This is a genomic window from Neobacillus rhizosphaerae, from assembly GCF_937468385.1.
GTDB lineage: Bacteria > Bacillota > Bacilli > Bacillales > Cytobacillaceae > Neobacillus > Neobacillus rhizosphaerae.
In genome coordinates, this window is the sequence record NZ_CALBWS010000003.1 from 188,560 (window position 1) to 203,603 (window position 15,044).

The window sequence follows — 15,044 nt, forward strand, 5'->3', positions numbered from 1 at the left end:
GGATGTCTCCTTTTTATCAGCCTTCATTATGTATAGCATTCACTTAAAATGATTGTTTATTCACTTTTATTAACCGACCAAGACTCTATCCCTAGATGGACTCACCACTTTTTCCGTTAAAAAAATATCAGAGTGCGGAACATCAGCTTCCCGCACTCTAATCCTTGGCAGCCCAGCAAAACCGTTTTCCCATTAAAGAGTGCTACCGTATGTTTTCATCTTCTATTTCCAATATTAATTATTCATTCATAAATGCTTCAATTTCTTCAACAGATCGGATAATATCTTTTGAAAGAACTTCATGACTTTCTTCTGTCACTAAAACATCATCTTCAATCCGGATTCCGATTCCTTCTTCTTCGATATACAAACCTGGCTCAACCGTTAACACCATTCCAGGTTGTAGGATTAAATCCTTATAGCTACCAACATCATGTGTATCTAGACCAAGAAAGTGGCTGACTCCATGATAGTAATAATTTCCGATTTCACTTTCATCCTTTATCAAACCAACTTTGATGCACTCTTCGGCTAGAACTTTCTTGGTATGCTCATTCAGTTTTGCATATGGAACACCCGGTTTTATCAGTGCTGTCGTTTCCCTTAGTGCTTTTAAAACAATATTGTAATAGGTTTTGTGTTTCTCAGTAAATTTACCATTAACAGGAAATGTAAAGCTTATATCAGCATTGTAATAGTTATATTGTGCTCCTAAATCAAGAAGGACAAGGCTTCCCTCCTCAATGGCTGCATCATTTTTATCATAATGTAGAATCGTACCGTTTTTTCCACTTGCTACAATCGTAGGAAAAGCATAATCCTTTACACCTTCTGAGGTAAGAATAAAATCAAAATACGCTTCAAGTTGATATTCTTTTTTTGCAGATTTCGCATGGCTCATGATATTTTTTATACCTTTATAGGTGATATCAATAGCCTTTTTCATCTCTTCGATTTCTTCAGGTGTTTTAAAAACGCGTAGCTCACAAATGTCCGGATAAACATTTTTCAATTGCAGGAATGGATAATTCGCCTGGATTTTACTTGCAAATTGTTGGGCTTTAGACGTTATTTGATCTAACTCTCTTCTCTCTAAATCTAAATATACATTCGTAAACGAGGTGGTAAATAGATTTCGAGACAACAAGGATTCAAATTGTTCGATAAATTGGATATTCCCTATTCCGGAGATTTCCTCAGCTTCTTCTTTTGAAACTGTCTTTCCGATCCACTTTTCTAATATAGGGTCTGATTTTTCGATAAAAAGTGATTCTTCTACTTTATTATTTATTTTATAGGCTAAAAAAATAATATTGGGTTCATTCATACCTGTTAAATAATAAATGTTACGATTTGGTACAAACGTGTATGCCTCATCTGCAGATTTTTGTGGGGCTTTTCCTGCAAACAAAACAAGAAGTGAACGATCTGCTAACTTCTCATATAAACGATTACGATTATTTGTATAAAAATCCTTAAACATTTTCTTACCTCTCTTCTAAATGAATAAGTTACTAGATTAACTATACTATAATTTGAAAAAATTCAAACTAATTTAATCTTGTACAAAAAAACAGTCTCACTTTGTACATAGAAAAAGTTCGCGGATGTTTATCAACAATTGCAGAATTACTGGTTTTACTGATGAAGTATTGGTGATCCTTTTATACAATGCACACTCCCCCTCACTTTTTAATCCCTATAACCGACTCCAATATCCTTTTTTTAATCTAGGAGCGAACCACATTATTTCTGGTAGGACGAGAAAAAAGACAGTGATCGCAAATTATCACTGCCCTTTCAAGTTTATTCTTTTATAAGATTTAAAGAATGGGATTCCTGACTATTCATTTCTTTTTCTAACTGCGCTACCCGTTCATCAATAGTGCTGCGGCAGAAAGTACTATTCACTTTTTGTTCCAAACGGTCAAGATAGCTCTCAATGTCCTTGAACTTTGAGTAAGATTGATTCGAGTAGGTGTCAGATTCCAACACTTTGTTCATACCGATGTTAGCTCGTGTAGCATTTTCCCGGCCCATTAATTCCATTCGGCGAAGATGCATATCCTTTAATTTTTGTTTCATTTCTTCATGTTTTCTTACTAATTCACGTAATTGCTCGGTTACTTGTGCTAGTGAAGCATTTAGGCGCTGGGCACGCTCTGAATATTGTTGCTGCTCAGCTGCTGCAAATTGATAAAGCTCTGTTTCTCCTGCTTTAGAGGCGATTTCCGCCTGATACTTTCTTTTTTCAGCTACCTCTTTTGCCTGGATATACTCTCTCGTGAATTCATCCTTCAAGTGGGATTGACGTTCCACAAGCTTGCCAACCTTCTCCGTTTCCTGCTCACATTGGCGGAGATATTGATTGAGTAAACCAATCGGATTTTGTTTTTCCTTTTGATGAAGTGTTTCATTTAAATCAGCAATAATGACCTCTTTTATTCTGGTAAAAATGTTTGTCATGTTTATTTTCTCCTTTTACACTAGTATTTTTTTAATTCATTCCATTGTCTTTCAAAACTAACAAATGGATCCGGTTCATTTTTTACTGCCGCCTGTTTGTTGATGTTCCAATTTTTATATACTAGGTAAAGTACATAAGCGGCACCCACTCCAATAAGAGCTGGTAAATGGTGAATGGTTGCTGAGAGTACCATTAAGCCGATGATGATTAACCCGATTTTCCATCCTGTTGAGTCGGTCTTTAAAAACTGTTTATAGATGAAGTATAGAATTACTAGACTAATCAGTAACCCTACCATTGGCCCAATCGTTTTGAGTAAGATGATGGCTGCAAGGCCTCCTGCTAAAAGCAATGCAAATTTTTTCATTTTATTTTCCTCCTTTGTTTCACTAATCAGTAAGTTTTCTTTATCTTGATTTCATCTTACCTTTTTTCTAATTGTTTCATAATTGCGCTTGAGCTTGATTTTTCTATCGGACCTAAGACGTAGAGGTTGCCGGCCTATCAAAGCATTTTTTGTTGTCATTTTAACTAACTAAAAAAGCAGAGAAAAAGGAGGTGACTGGCACGAATTGGATTTATGGATAAAATTCTTATTTGGCTAATACATATTAGAATAGAGAGGAGGATATTTTTTGAATCCAAGTAATCACGATTTTTTAGTAAAACCGCACCTGATTACCCGAGGATTAAGGCCAGAAAATCAGGAAACACCTATTCATTTTCTGGAAGCTAATGAAACCCCAATTTCACTAACTTATCGAAGAAATCATTTTCCATATCCCCTACTTTCAATTCAGTCGTACTTTCTCACCATCAAAGGCTCTGTAAAAAACCGTGTTACCTTGCATTACAATCAAATTACTTCTATGCCCTCCCGAACCGTGACCACCTTAATGGAATGTTCCGGAAACAAGCGAGCCTATTTTGATCCAAAAGTATTTGGTGAACAATGGACTGAGGGGGCCATAAGCCAAGGGAATTGGAAAGGGGTATCACTCTCCACTCTCCTATCCATCACAGGAGTCAACAACGGAGCACGTGAAATTGTTTTTCAAGGAGAAGATTCAGGTGTTAAGAATGGACAGCATGTTCAGTATGAGAGAGGCCTTCCGATCGAAAAAGCGTTAGATCCGAATGTAATTGTAGCGTGGGAACATAATCAGAAACCGATTAGTCCAAAACACGGTTTTCCGTTTCGATTAATCGTTCCAGGCTGGTATGGTATGGCCTCAGTGAAATGGCTAAAAACCATACGTGTAATTGATCATCCTTTTTCCGGTCCTTTCCAGACAGATGATTATGTTTATTATCCTCATAAAGAGCAGAATAAAGGTTCATTTCCTGTGACCACTAACCGAATAAATTCCGTCATACAACAGCCGCTTGATCGGCAAATACTTAAACCTGGACAGCATCAAATAACGGGTCTAGCATGGACTGGCGAAGGTATTATTACTTCTGTAGAAATTAGTTTAGATAACGGAGCAACTTGGAAAACTGCTATCCTTCAAGACACTCCTCAAAAATACCGATGGGTGAAGTGGTCTTATTCCCATGTTTTCGAAAAAAATCAAGACTACAACATCAAGGTTCGTGCCTTTGATTCAATTGGCCAATCACAACCTGATAAAGCATTTTGGAATCGGAATGGTTACGGTAATAATGAAGTTTCACAGATAAACATTCAAATTGAATAATAGCTTTCATACCTATGGAGATAGAACCTTTTATAGGGTTATTATCAATGAACACCGGTGACTGGTCCGGTGTTTTTTTCTAATTATAAAGAAGAAATTAAAAAAATGGTTCATATACAGTAGAATGGAGAAAATACAAGCGTATTGTAAAAGGAGGTGTATGAAGGTGAAAAAAGAAGAAAATGAAACAATTGAGGCAAATCAAAAAATGGATGATCTATTTAATGACTCTGGGTCCAGGAACATGATTGGGGATTCCGAGAATGAAACTGCCAATCACAAAATCCAGGAGCAGTTTTATGGAAATACCAAAACAGTCAGTTCTCTTCCTTTTCATGTAGACATCAACAATCCACCAATAAAAAAGTAAAAAGGAGCCTTTTTTGTGCTTAATAGCATAAAAAAGGCTTACATCTTAACGATTTCTTTGAATTTCCCTAGGAGTGTTTTTAGGGCTACTACTTTTTCAACCAGTCCGTTAGAATTAATACTGAAAAGATGTTCTATATATTTTCTACATTATTTCAATTAACCATTTTACAACATGATCAATTTCTTCCTTCGTGGTGTTTCTGCCTAAACTAAATCGAATGGCCCCCATTCCAACTTCTTCAGGAACATCCATCTCTTTTAAAACGGGAGATAATTCAATACTTCCAGCATGACAGGCAGATCCAGTTGAGGCAGCTAAATCAGGGATTGCAAATAACAATTCTTGGCCTATTTTTCTAACAAAACTTACATTCAATGTATTAGGCAACCGTTCCACAGGATGTCCATTCAATACAACCTGTTCTCCGAGCTCATCCTTTAATTGCCTCCAAAAATAGTCGGTCAAATTCTTTATTTTTTGATTTCCTACCTGTTTATGAGCGATTTCACATGCTTCTCCTAATCCTACAGCCAATAATGTATTTTCCGTCCCTGCACGAAGCCCAAACTCATGCCCAGCTCCATGAATAAGTGGTTCAAGTTGGATTCCTTCTCTAATATACAATGCTCCAATTCCTTTTGGTGCATAGAGTTTGTGACCTGCGATCGTAAGCATATCTACCTTTAGATCATTCACATTTACAGGGACCTTTCCAACGGATTGAGATGCATCTGTATGAAAGACAATCCCATACCTATCAGCTATTTCACCAATCTCATTTATCGGTTGTAACGTACCTACTTCATTATTGGAGTGCATAATCGAAATCAGAATCGTTTCCCTTGTGATTGCCTTTTCTATTTCTTCAGGTGACACTCTCCCATACCGATCAACGCCGACATAGGTTACCCTTGCCCCGACTTGTTCAAGGAATTTACAAGGATTTATTATAGCTGGATGTTCAATTTTTGAAGTAATGATATGATTTCCTTTATTGCGATTTTTAAAATAGAACCCTTTTAATCCGAGGTTATTTGCCTCACTTCCACCACTTGTAAAAATGATTTCTCTAGGGGAACACGCAATTAATTCGGCAACTTGTTCTCTAGCTTTATGTAATAATCCTTTAACCGGATTCCCTGACCAATGTAGGGCTGAGGGATTTCCATAATAATCATTTAATAGAGGTTTCATGACATCTACTACTTCAGGAGCCAAAGGTGTGCTAGCATTGTAATCAAGATAAATTTTTTCCATCACCCATTCATTCCTTTCCACATAATAACCAGAAGGCATTATCCGATTATTAATCATTCGAATTATCTACTATTCTCCTAATAATAGTCCTAATTTTACCAATTACCACTTACTATTTAGAAAAGGTTTGTAACAAACTGAGGCTTGAACTGTTATTGTTTAGCTTTACTTAGCTATTAAAGCAAACATGTAATCCTCATCAATAGAGATTCCTTTTTCGGTCACATGTAAGATTTTCTCTAATATATAAGTGCGTTTTTCAAATCCTCAATAAAAGCTGCTACCTTGTCTTCTTTTGTTGCCCAAGAGGTAACTAGACGAATGGCAGAGTGATCTGAATCGACCTTTTCCCAAATATGAAAAGAATACTTCCTTTGGAGTTCGGTAATGACCGCATTCGATACAATCGGAAAGATTTGGTTTGATGGCGACTGGGTCAGAAACTTAATATTTAGTTTACTTAATTCTACTCTAAGCATTTCTGCCATCTTATTGGCATGCATGGCCAAATCGAAGAACAGATTGTCCCGGAAAAGTTCAAGAAACTGGATGCCCAGAAGTCTCCCTTTTGCAAGAAGCGCGCCTCTTTGCTTCAAATGGTATCGAAAATCCTCCTTAAGCGAATCATGGCAAATGACTAAAGCCTCACCTATTAGTGCTCCATTCTTAGTTCCCCCAATATAAAAAGCATCGACCAGTTCTGGGAGATCGCTCAACTTAAGGTCATTTTCTCCGGAACAAAGAGCTGACCCTAGTCTGGCACCATCCATGAACAAAATAAGATTGTTCTCATGGCAGAAATCTCTTAATTGTTCCAGTTCGTTCTTCTTATAAATGGATCCTATTTCTGTTGAATTTGAAATGTAAATGAGCTTAGGCTTTACCATGTGCTCATCCGTATGAGCATCGAGTACTGGAATTAAGAGCGAAGGGGTAAGTTTCCCATCTTCGGCTTCAATAGAGATGATTTTATGTCCTGTGGCTTCGATTGCACCCGTTTCATGACCAAGAATATGACCTGTACTAGCAGCCATGGCGGCCTCATGTGGTCTTAAGAAAGCGGCAAGAGCGGTAAGGTTCGTTTGAGTCCCGCCTGATAATAAGTGAATATCAATGTCATTCAGATCAATTCTTTCCTTTAACAGTTCTACCGCTTTTCGCGTATAGTGATCTTCCCCATACCCCTCCTCCTGCTCGAAGTTGGATTCTATTAAAGCATTCAATATACTAGGATGTGCACCTTCACTGTAATCGTTCTTAAAACTGTACATTTGTTTGCCTCCATTATATTTTTTATCATTGTATCATCAACTAGAAGGGACAGAACGGCGAAAAACAAATTACGTAACTAACAGTACCATCACTCTTTTTTGCTTTTCCAACTTTTGCCTTTACCTTTTAAAAAATTGAGGAACCCTGACAAAAATTTCACATGAAACCAATTCTAGTTTACAAAAGGTATCAAGACTTAACCAACAATCAAAAAATTAAAAATTTGGACGCTACATTTAAAAGGATCAATAAAAAGGAGAAATACAAAAAGACTGCCGCAGTGACAGCCCTCTCAATATTAAGATAGGACATCGCTGATTTTTACAAAACAGTCTATGCTCCGGAAGGGAAACCCTATTATTTTTCAAGCATTAATTTTAAAATAAGTTCATCTGTTTGCCGTGTTCCTTCATTTCCAAGCTTACAGAAGCTTTCAATACTTTTTTCAACATCATCATGAATAAAGCCATCAGTTGATTGGATTTCTTGATGGTTCAGCGCTAGCAAAGCCGATTGAACAGCAACATTTGAACAGGTCGAAACTTTCATGGCACAGCCTGCCTTGGCCCCGTCACAAATCATTCCGGATACATTGCCGATTGTGTTTTGAATCGCTGCTTTAATTTGCTGTAGACCACCCTCCAGTAAATAAACGATGGCTCCACTCGCACCCATTCCTGCAGCAGTTACACCGCATAATGCAGATAAGCGGCCAAATTTAGATTTAATATGAATCGTAATCAGATGGCTTAGTGCTACTGCGCGAATCATTTTTTCCTCTGAAACTTGCATTTTCTCTGCTACTGCAACAACAGGAAGTGTCACGGCAATCCCTTGGTTGCCACTCCCGGTATTCGCCATCACTGGAAGTGTAGAACCGGCCATTCTCGCATCTGAACCGGCAGCAGCCAAAGACATGGCTGCAGTGGCCAAATCATCTGATAGAAATCCTTTTTTAATATTGACTTTAAGCGTTCTGCCAACATTTAGCCCGTAATCTCCGGATAGTCCTTCCAACCCAATGACTTGATTTAACTCAATGCTCTTTTTAATAAGCGATAAATCATTAAGATCTGCCTGCAAAACCCATTCATATATTTCATCAACTGTGAGTGCTTCTAATTGCTCTTCATCGGTTTGGATGCCGATGTTCTCACACCCGCCAAGATAGACCTCTTTGCCATCTACTTCAATGAGAGTGATATTACTATGATTATCAAAAATAACCACTCGTGAAGTATGTTTTTCTGTTTGTACAATAACTTCAATATAAAGTCGTTTTGGAGTGTCTGCTTGACTAGCAGTTACTTTCCCCTCCTCAATCAGTTTTAACGCCCTTCGCTCATCTTGCATGGTGAGTCCATTTAATACCTCTAGTTGCTTATTAGGGTCTCCTGCTGTTGCCCCAAGTGCTGCCGCGAACTCAAGACCTTTTGCTGACATCCCCGGAATTCCGACGGATTTAGCATTTTTAATAATATTTCCGCTCACCATTACACTAATTGCTTTTATTCGCCCTGGTGCATAGCTTTTTGCTGTAGCTGCCGCGAGCACAATTGCTACTGGTTCCGTACAGCCAAGTGCAACTACTAATTCTTTTTCTAAAATAGTCAATATTTTATGCTTCGTCATATGTCCTCCACCAGCTTTACTGTAAAACACTTATCTTTGATTTTACCATGTTTGGATGAAAAATGGGGCAATTCACTGTCATTAAACATCACCCTCTTTCTGCTTAGTGAGTGCAGACCACCCTTCCTAAATCTTATTTTATATTTTATCATTTTCATTTTTTCTTCTTGAATCTAGTAATATAAGTTGATGTTTACATCATCAGAAAGAGTTTTCTCTATTTTCCGTAAATCATCCTTTGTGACGGTTCCTTTTTCAACCTATTCTTGGATGTTTAGAAGTAATTCTTCTCTGCTGTTTAGGTTTTTCCCAGCTAGTTCTTATAAATCAATTCTTCTTAAATCTTCCGAATTTAAGTGTGATATTGAGATTCAACCAGATTTTGAAATCTATACCCCGATATAAAAAATGACTCCGACATAAACCGGAGTCATTTGCATGCACTATTTACTTATGGCTTGGTTATCCATTCTTACTTTTCTCCTATTTTCCATCCACAACTTCCTTCAATATTTCATATGAACGTTTTTGTTTTTCTGAATCATAGATATAAGACACAGCCATGAGTTCATCTATATGATATTTTTCTTGAAAACTAATCAATTGTTGTCTGATTGTTTCTTTACTTCCCAACAACGTCACACTTGACATCGTTGTTGCCATTTCTTTTTCCATTGGATTCCAAACCTCATCCATGTTCTCAACAGGTGGAAGTAATGGATTTTTCGAACCACGTACCACATTCAAGAAAAATTGCTGCATCGTTGTCGATAACCATTTAGCCTCTTCATCGGTTTCGGCTGAAATCACATTTAAACATACCATCATATACGGTTTGTCCAAGTATTCTGATTGCTTGAAGTGGTTACGATAAATCGAAATCGCTTCTTCCATGTATCTTGGAGCAAAATGGGAAGCAAATACATATGGCAGACCTAAACTTGCCGCTAAATAAGCTGAATCTGTGGAAGAACCAAGGATATAAATTGGAATATTTGTGCCAACACCAGGATAGGCTTTTACATAACTTTGTTGATCTTCTGGGCCAAAATAGCTAAGCAAGGCCTTAACATCATCAGGAAATGTAAAAACAGAATCACTTTTCGAGCGTCTTAAGGCATTTGCTGTCATCATATCTGTACCGGGAGCGCGACCAAGACCCAGTTCCACGCGATTTGGATACATCGTGGCCATAGTTCCGAATTGTTCTGCCACTACTAAAGGGGAATGGTTAGGAAGCATAATCCCACCTGACCCAACGCGAATAGTATTAGTATGTTCTAATGTATGTTTAATTAAAATAGACGTCGCTGAGCTGACAAGTGTTGGAGTATTATGATGTTCTGCAATCCAATATCGTTGATAACCCATTTTTTCGACCGCTTGCGCAAGATCAGCTATGGCGTCTATCGCTTGTTTCGGACCCTGTCCCTGACGGATAGGTGCTAGATTTAAGACAGAGATAGGTATAGTAGTAGTTGCCATTATAAATTTGTCCTTTCATAATGAAATATACTCCTATAGTAACAATAGGCATGCAGGAATTAAATTATAATGCCTGTGGTGAATCATAATTAATCATCCATTCTTCCTTACATTCAATGAAAAAGAGGAGGCCAATTCCCCCTCTTACATAATTGATTTATTTTTTAAGAATAAAAATCGGTTTTCCCAATGCCTACCAAAAGGCTATTTTCTTTTATTACTAGTTGGCTGTTGAATAGAGACATGTTTTGGGCGTTCTGGATATGATCCTTTTTCAGAATCATCAGGACCAGTAAGGGTATTTCTTTGATCTAGAACCTTCCCTGTAAACTCAATAGGATTTTTCTCTGGCATAGTTTTCACCTCTGATTATAGGATGATTAGCAACATTTTTCATTGTTGTTTACTCCTTCTTTGGTTGTTATCCCCATTTAGTATTGTTCATTTTTTTATTTTTATGTTTTACATATAAGAATCGATATAATAAGAATATACAGTCATTCTTTGAGGGGGACAAAGTGGAGAAAGAATATAAAGATTTTAACCCTGAACATCCGGATGAAGAAATGGATTTGGAAGCCTTTTTCAAAGGAGAAGATGCTCAAGAATGGGAAAAAGAAAAAGCGAAAAGAAGAACGCGAAAAAAATTTATCGTTAAAATTGTTAGTTCTCTACTAGTGTTTGCCTTATTAATAAGCGGATTAGGGATGTGGTTTGATGTATTTAATATCCCTGCCATCCAATTTGTAGAAGTGTCAAATAGACTTTCAAAGCAGTCAGAAGTTAGTCAATACAAGAAATCTGTTGTAATCCTTGAATGGGATGGTGTTAAAGGAACAGGCTTTAATGTCGCTCCAGACGGGTTAATAGTGACAAATGAACATGTTGTTGAAAATACAAACAGAGTGAATGTGCATTTTAGTTCAGGAGATTCTTTTGTAGGGAGGGTAATCGCAAAAAATCCGAAACTTGATCTTGCGATTGTTGATATAAAAGCAAAAGACCTACCTGTTTTACCGCTCGCTAATGAAAAGGAGTGGGAAAAATGGGAAGACGAGAAAATTCTATTCATCGGGAACCCGTTAGCCTTTACCCAAATAGCAAACGAAGGAAAAATTGTAGGTAAAGTCTTGTTAAAAGATTGGGATGTTCCCGTTATGATGATTGAAGCCCCAATCTATAAAGGTAATAGTGGAAGTCCAGTTATTAATCAAAATGGAAAAGTAATAGGGATTATCTTCGCCACTTTGCAAAATCCTGCAATGGAATCAAAAGAAATTGTTGGTGCTGCTGTGCCTTCCTATTATATAAAGACCATTCTTGATGAGGTGAAAGATTAAGCTCTGAGGATAACGCCCCTCATGCATTTTGTAAAATACAATTATTAAAATAGACACCAGCCAAAATTTAGAAGGTGTCTATTTTCAATCTGACTTGGGTGCTTTGTGAAAATAAGTACCCTTACATTTTTTGTACTTCTTCATCAATAATTTGTTTTTGCCGGTCAATAATTTCAATGGCTTGATTAGAGATGTTGCTTAACTTCCTATACAATTCCTTTGAAGATTGAGCATCCCTTTCATTAACCTCTTGGACAATTCGTTCGACTAACCGCCGTCTTTGATGACCAACTGACCTTAATTCGTCACCCAGCTGTTCCAATTGATTTAGATCCATGGAATTCCCCCATTACGTTTTTATGAAGCTAGTCTTCCCCTACTATTGAAAATCATCCTACAAATTTCTGCTCTTTCAAGAATCATTACAGCCACTATAATACGCTCCTTAAACCTACTAGGGATCCTTACAACAGTAATTGCGAAAACAGCTTTTACAAAATGAAAAAGGGTAGTTTATAGCTGGTAAATTCCTTTTTCAGTTCCAAAAGGTACGGGAGCAGGAAAGGATCGAAACGTATATCTATGCTTCCTTCTGATTCGTTATATGCAACGTAGATCACCCAAGCAACCTGGATTTCTTTTTTATGGATCCTGATTTCAAATACTTTCTGCATCAATTCTTTTGTGATTTGTCTTAATTCCGAATACTTGGGAGTTCCCTTAAGACCTAATTGTTTACTAAACTCTTTAATTGGCAATGTATAGGTTTTATAGTCTGAATCGTTGGGTTGAATATTACTGGCCAAGCAAAGAATAATCTTCTGCTCTACAACGCCAAGTTAATAATTTGCCTCAATGAGCATATTGGATTTTGTAACGAGATTATTATTATTACTTAAAACGATAGCATTTGTTGCTGACACCAAAAACCCTCCTCGCTAGATTCTTTATGACAAATCTTAAAATATAACGGAAGTTTTTTCTTGTTATATTTTATCTGTAATTTTCGATGCACCATTTTTGTCATGTTTAACACCAAAAAAGTTATAGTTAGCACCATTTTCGTAATATTTATGTCACCAAAACCCTTGATATGACGAGCTTGGAAGGTCACTGAAAGCATATAAAACAATAAAAACATATAAAACAATTATTTGTAAAACAAACACAACAATGTGTTGATAATTGCTTGTTCTCAACAAATACAACTTATGATAAGCTTTGGCTATCAGTATTTTCCAATTAACTTATAAATTTAGGAGTGATTTTTTGAAAAAATATATATTGATGTTTTTCTTTTTTATTATTCTAGCAGGTTGTTCATCAGCGAGTGGAAATCACAATAAGGAACTAGAAAAATCTTTTAGTACGGCTATTAACGAAAAAAGGATGGAAGGAATCGACATAAATTCTTTAACAGACTTTGATTGGGAGAAAGCATACGTATTTCGCCCTTACACCCCACAAGAAGAGATAAACGAGAAACTAGGTTTCAATTATAAGGATCCAAGTTCTATAGATTATAGAGATGATATATATTTATTTGTATTTCTTCATAATAACAAAGTCGTTCAATATGTTGAATTAACTACTCAGTATGGAAACTTGGATTTCGAAACTACCGATGGCTATATCACACCTTCAAATGCAACCATAAAGGTTAGGCATTAGGGATTTTGTTGTATGATTTGGAAAAAATTAAAATGGACCAGGCAGTTGCGACCAAAGTCCATTTTAATTTTGTTTACATATACTTTTTAATGAGAAAGTCACAATGTTACCAGCATTATGCTTTTATCAGCGAATTTTATTTGCCGGAATATAATAAAAAGGGATATGAAGGACTTCGACAGCATCCCTAGCCTCTTCATGATTACTGATAACAAGGGCAATGTCAGTCATTAAATCGCCGCTTTGAAGTACCTTTGAAATAATGTTTGATCAAAAACACCTCGCAAACCTATATTTTACGATTAATAAAAAGAATCCATTTTGAAAAAAAATGATCAAAATGGATTCTACTCAGCAGATTTAAGATTGTTTTATAAAAAAGATTGATCATTTTCTACCTATGTTTTTCAACAATTGCGCCCTTTAGCAGAAGACTCGATTTCAAGATAATCTTAAAAGACATTTATAATGGTCTTCTGTTATTGCCCCCAATTCTTGAATAACTACTACTTTGATTTAAAGTATATGATTTCAGGGTCTCCTTCATCTAAATTTTCAACTATTCCACTTTGAATAAATCCATTTTTATTAAATACTTTCTGCATACTAATGTTAGAACGATTAGTAGAAGAAAATACCTTCGTAGTAGGAGATGTTCTAATCATATAATCCATCAGTAAGCTTGCATATCCTTTTCGTCTTTTTGACGGTGATACAATAATTAGTGATATAAACGAACATTCAAAGAAGTTAGTATCGTAAATTAAAAATCCAACAATGTCATCTTCTTCTTTTGCAATTATACAGTGTCCTAGCTCAATGGCATTCTCAATACAGTCTCGTCTACTTTTGTTGCCAATAACCTCACTGTCTATATTCACTATTTTGTCTAAATCTTCAATATTAGCCCTAACAACGGTCTTCATCTTACTTCCCCTTTTTAAATTTTTCTTTAAATCCAATAGCTCCCTTTTTCAATAATCCTGCCCTTAAACTTAATAACAATTATTTCAAAATTTGTAATTTTACTTAATGCTGAATTCCATTAATAAAGGCGGTTTCCTTGTTCATGGAAATGCTCCCTATAGTTGAAGATGAGTTAAGTATTTTGCAACAATAAATTCATTACAAACTGTTCACCAATAGGACCAATTTTTCTCTTACCTGTATCTTCAAAACCTACTCTTGAGTACAGTCGCTGAGCAGGAACATTTTTATGATTAACAACTAAAACGATTTCATCACAATTAGGAAATTCAGTTTTTACAAAATCACTTAGTAAGAGCATACCTTGTTTAGCATAACCTTTTCCTTGCTTCGCATGATTAACAGACAATGCAGTTAACAACATAGCTTTCGGATTATCCGAATACTCCTTTACTCGTTCAGTTGAATGTAATAAAAAGAATCCTACAGGTTCATTCTCGCTTAAAATAACAATTCGATGTTGGCCTTCTGTCACCTCTAAAATCTTTCTTGGTAAAGCAGTGAACTGCCCTTGTTCTTCAGGGAGTTCGAAAGAATTTAATACATCTAAATATTCATTCGAAAAATGTTTTAATTCAACTTTTTCCATAGACGTGGTTGCTCCTTAATTTTTTTACTATATATTACCATAAGAACATACATTCGTCATCTGCTATTAATAAACTATTCCTTTTAGTTGAACAAGCGTGTTCAACAATATGGCCCTATAATGAAAAAAAGCACTGTTCCTTATTACAGGAAAGCGCCCGATTCTTGAAGAACGTTCCATCATTATTACCAAAGAAAAAAAGCCCACCGTTGTTCAATAAGATTAAAAAGAGATTTAGTTACCTGTTCTATTTATAACAACTTCAGGAGTG

General features: G+C 36.2%; 15 protein-coding genes and 2 pseudogenes. 4 read left to right on the forward strand and 13 right to left on the reverse strand.

Annotated elements, in window-relative coordinates:
• Window positions 1-238 precede the first annotated feature (238 nt).
• The 3 genes from M5A78_RS05095 to M5A78_RS05105 all read right to left on the reverse strand — a co-directional run bounded on the left by M5A78_RS05095 (window position 239) and on the right by M5A78_RS05105 (window position 2,834).
• Window positions 239-1,483: an aminopeptidase P family protein gene (locus tag M5A78_RS05095; RefSeq protein WP_248734192.1), complete on the reverse strand. Its 1,245-nt coding sequence runs from the start codon at window positions 1,481-1,483 to the stop codon at window positions 239-241.
• A 323-nt stretch (window positions 1,484-1,806) separates the two neighbouring features.
• Entirely contained in the window at window positions 1,807-2,466 is a 660-nt protein-coding gene (locus M5A78_RS05100; protein ID WP_248734193.1) for a PspA/IM30 family protein, read from the reverse strand.
• A gap of 20 nt (window positions 2,467-2,486) precedes the next feature.
• Window positions 2,487-2,834: a lmo0954 family membrane protein gene (locus tag M5A78_RS05105; protein WP_248734194.1), complete on the reverse strand. Its 348-nt coding sequence runs from the start codon at window positions 2,832-2,834 to the stop codon at window positions 2,487-2,489.
• A gap of 268 nt (window positions 2,835-3,102) precedes the next feature.
• On the opposite strand from M5A78_RS05105, the gene M5A78_RS05110 reads away from it, so the two are divergent.
• Both M5A78_RS05110 and M5A78_RS05115 read left to right on the forward strand, forming a co-directional pair.
• Window positions 3,103-4,167, forward strand: a complete 1,065-nt coding sequence (locus M5A78_RS05110) for a sulfite oxidase (protein ID WP_248734195.1) — start codon at window positions 3,103-3,105, stop codon at window positions 4,165-4,167.
• A gap of 166 nt (window positions 4,168-4,333) precedes the next feature.
• Window positions 4,334-4,537, forward strand: coding sequence for a hypothetical protein (locus tag M5A78_RS05115; RefSeq protein ID WP_248734196.1), 204 nt, complete (start codon window positions 4,334-4,336; stop codon window positions 4,535-4,537).
• A 144-nt stretch (window positions 4,538-4,681) separates the two neighbouring features.
• Here M5A78_RS05115 and M5A78_RS05120 read toward each other — a convergent pair whose 3' ends face one another.
• The 5 genes from M5A78_RS05120 to M5A78_RS05140 all read right to left on the reverse strand — a co-directional run bounded on the left by M5A78_RS05120 (window position 4,682) and on the right by M5A78_RS05140 (window position 10,540).
• The gene (locus M5A78_RS05120; RefSeq protein ID WP_248734197.1) at window positions 4,682-5,797 is read right to left on the reverse strand and encodes a cysteine desulfurase family protein; all 1,116 of its coding nucleotides are present in this window, start codon (window positions 5,795-5,797) and stop codon (window positions 4,682-4,684) included.
• A gap of 239 nt (window positions 5,798-6,036) precedes the next feature.
• Window positions 6,037-7,068: a threonine aldolase family protein gene (locus M5A78_RS05125; protein WP_248734198.1), complete on the reverse strand. Its 1,032-nt coding sequence runs from the start codon at window positions 7,066-7,068 to the stop codon at window positions 6,037-6,039.
• Window positions 7,069-7,426: 358 nt separating this feature from the next.
• Window positions 7,427-8,701: an L-cysteine desulfidase family protein gene (locus tag M5A78_RS05130; protein WP_248734199.1), complete on the reverse strand. Its 1,275-nt coding sequence runs from the start codon at window positions 8,699-8,701 to the stop codon at window positions 7,427-7,429.
• A gap of 483 nt (window positions 8,702-9,184) precedes the next feature.
• Entirely contained in the window at window positions 9,185-10,186 is a 1,002-nt protein-coding gene (locus M5A78_RS05135) for an LLM class flavin-dependent oxidoreductase (protein WP_248734200.1), read from the reverse strand.
• Window positions 10,187-10,390: 204 nt separating this feature from the next.
• Window positions 10,391-10,540, reverse strand: coding sequence for a hypothetical protein (locus M5A78_RS05140; RefSeq protein ID WP_248734201.1), 150 nt, complete (start codon window positions 10,538-10,540; stop codon window positions 10,391-10,393).
• 164 nt (window positions 10,541-10,704) lie between these two features.
• Between M5A78_RS05140 and M5A78_RS05145 the strand changes: the two genes are divergently transcribed.
• Window positions 10,705-11,526, forward strand: a complete 822-nt coding sequence (locus M5A78_RS05145; protein ID WP_248734202.1) for a S1C family serine protease — start codon at window positions 10,705-10,707, stop codon at window positions 11,524-11,526.
• Between the two features lie 121 nt (window positions 11,527-11,647).
• Here the strand turns inward: M5A78_RS05145 and M5A78_RS05150 are convergent, their stop codons facing one another.
• A complete protein-coding gene (locus tag M5A78_RS05150; RefSeq protein WP_248734203.1) occupies window positions 11,648-11,863 on the reverse strand; it encodes a hypothetical protein in 216 nt (71 codons plus the stop codon).
• A gap of 154 nt (window positions 11,864-12,017) precedes the next feature.
• Window positions 12,018-12,347: pseudogene (locus M5A78_RS05155) on the reverse strand (replication initiation protein); the annotation flags it as partial.
• 448 nt (window positions 12,348-12,795) lie between these two features.
• On the opposite strand from M5A78_RS05155, the gene M5A78_RS05160 reads away from it, so the two are divergent.
• Complete coding sequence (locus M5A78_RS05160) at window positions 12,796-13,197, forward strand: hypothetical protein (protein WP_248734205.1); 402 nt, start codon at window positions 12,796-12,798, stop codon at window positions 13,195-13,197.
• A 135-nt stretch (window positions 13,198-13,332) separates the two neighbouring features.
• Here the strand turns inward: M5A78_RS05160 and M5A78_RS05165 are convergent.
• From M5A78_RS05165 to M5A78_RS05175, 3 genes and pseudogenes are all read right to left on the reverse strand, one after another.
• A pseudogene (locus tag M5A78_RS05165) lies at window positions 13,333-13,443 on the reverse strand (formyltetrahydrofolate deformylase); the annotation flags it as partial.
• Between the two features lie 260 nt (window positions 13,444-13,703).
• The gene (locus M5A78_RS05170) at window positions 13,704-14,123 is read right to left on the reverse strand and encodes a GNAT family N-acetyltransferase (protein WP_248734206.1); all 420 of its coding nucleotides are present in this window, start codon (window positions 14,121-14,123) and stop codon (window positions 13,704-13,706) included.
• 173 nt (window positions 14,124-14,296) lie between these two features.
• The gene (locus M5A78_RS05175) at window positions 14,297-14,773 is read right to left on the reverse strand and encodes a GNAT family N-acetyltransferase (RefSeq protein WP_248734207.1); all 477 of its coding nucleotides are present in this window, start codon (window positions 14,771-14,773) and stop codon (window positions 14,297-14,299) included.
• Window positions 14,774-15,044 lie beyond the last annotated feature (271 nt).

Excerpts from the sequence above, each read along its gene's own strand:
- M5A78_RS05095 (WP_248734192.1), bottom strand. The coding sequence starts at position 1,483 with ATGTTTAAGGATTTTTATACAAATAATCGTAATCGTTTATATGAGAAG.
- M5A78_RS05100 (WP_248734193.1), bottom strand. The coding sequence starts at position 2,466 with ATGACAAACATTTTTACCAGAATAAAAGAGGTCATTATTGCTGATTTA.
- M5A78_RS05105 (WP_248734194.1), bottom strand. The coding sequence starts at position 2,834 with ATGAAAAAATTTGCATTGCTTTTAGCAGGAGGCCTTGCAGCCATCATC.
- M5A78_RS05120 (WP_248734197.1), bottom strand. The coding sequence starts at position 5,797 with ATGGAAAAAATTTATCTTGATTACAATGCTAGCACACCTTTGGCTCCT.
- M5A78_RS05125 (WP_248734198.1), bottom strand. The coding sequence starts at position 7,068 with ATGTACAGTTTTAAGAACGATTACAGTGAAGGTGCACATCCTAGTATA.
- M5A78_RS05130 (WP_248734199.1), bottom strand. The coding sequence starts at position 8,701 with ATGACGAAGCATAAAATATTGACTATTTTAGAAAAAGAATTAGTAGTT.
- M5A78_RS05135 (WP_248734200.1), bottom strand. The coding sequence starts at position 10,186 with ATGGCAACTACTACTATACCTATCTCTGTCTTAAATCTAGCACCTATC.
- M5A78_RS05140 (WP_248734201.1), bottom strand. The coding sequence starts at position 10,540 with ATGCCAGAGAAAAATCCTATTGAGTTTACAGGGAAGGTTCTAGATCAA.
- M5A78_RS05150 (WP_248734203.1), bottom strand. The coding sequence starts at position 11,863 with ATGGATCTAAATCAATTGGAACAGCTGGGTGACGAATTAAGGTCAGTT.
- M5A78_RS05170 (WP_248734206.1), bottom strand. The coding sequence starts at position 14,123 with ATGAAGACCGTTGTTAGGGCTAATATTGAAGATTTAGACAAAATAGTG.
- M5A78_RS05175 (WP_248734207.1), bottom strand. The coding sequence starts at position 14,773 with ATGGAAAAAGTTGAATTAAAACATTTTTCGAATGAATATTTAGATGTA.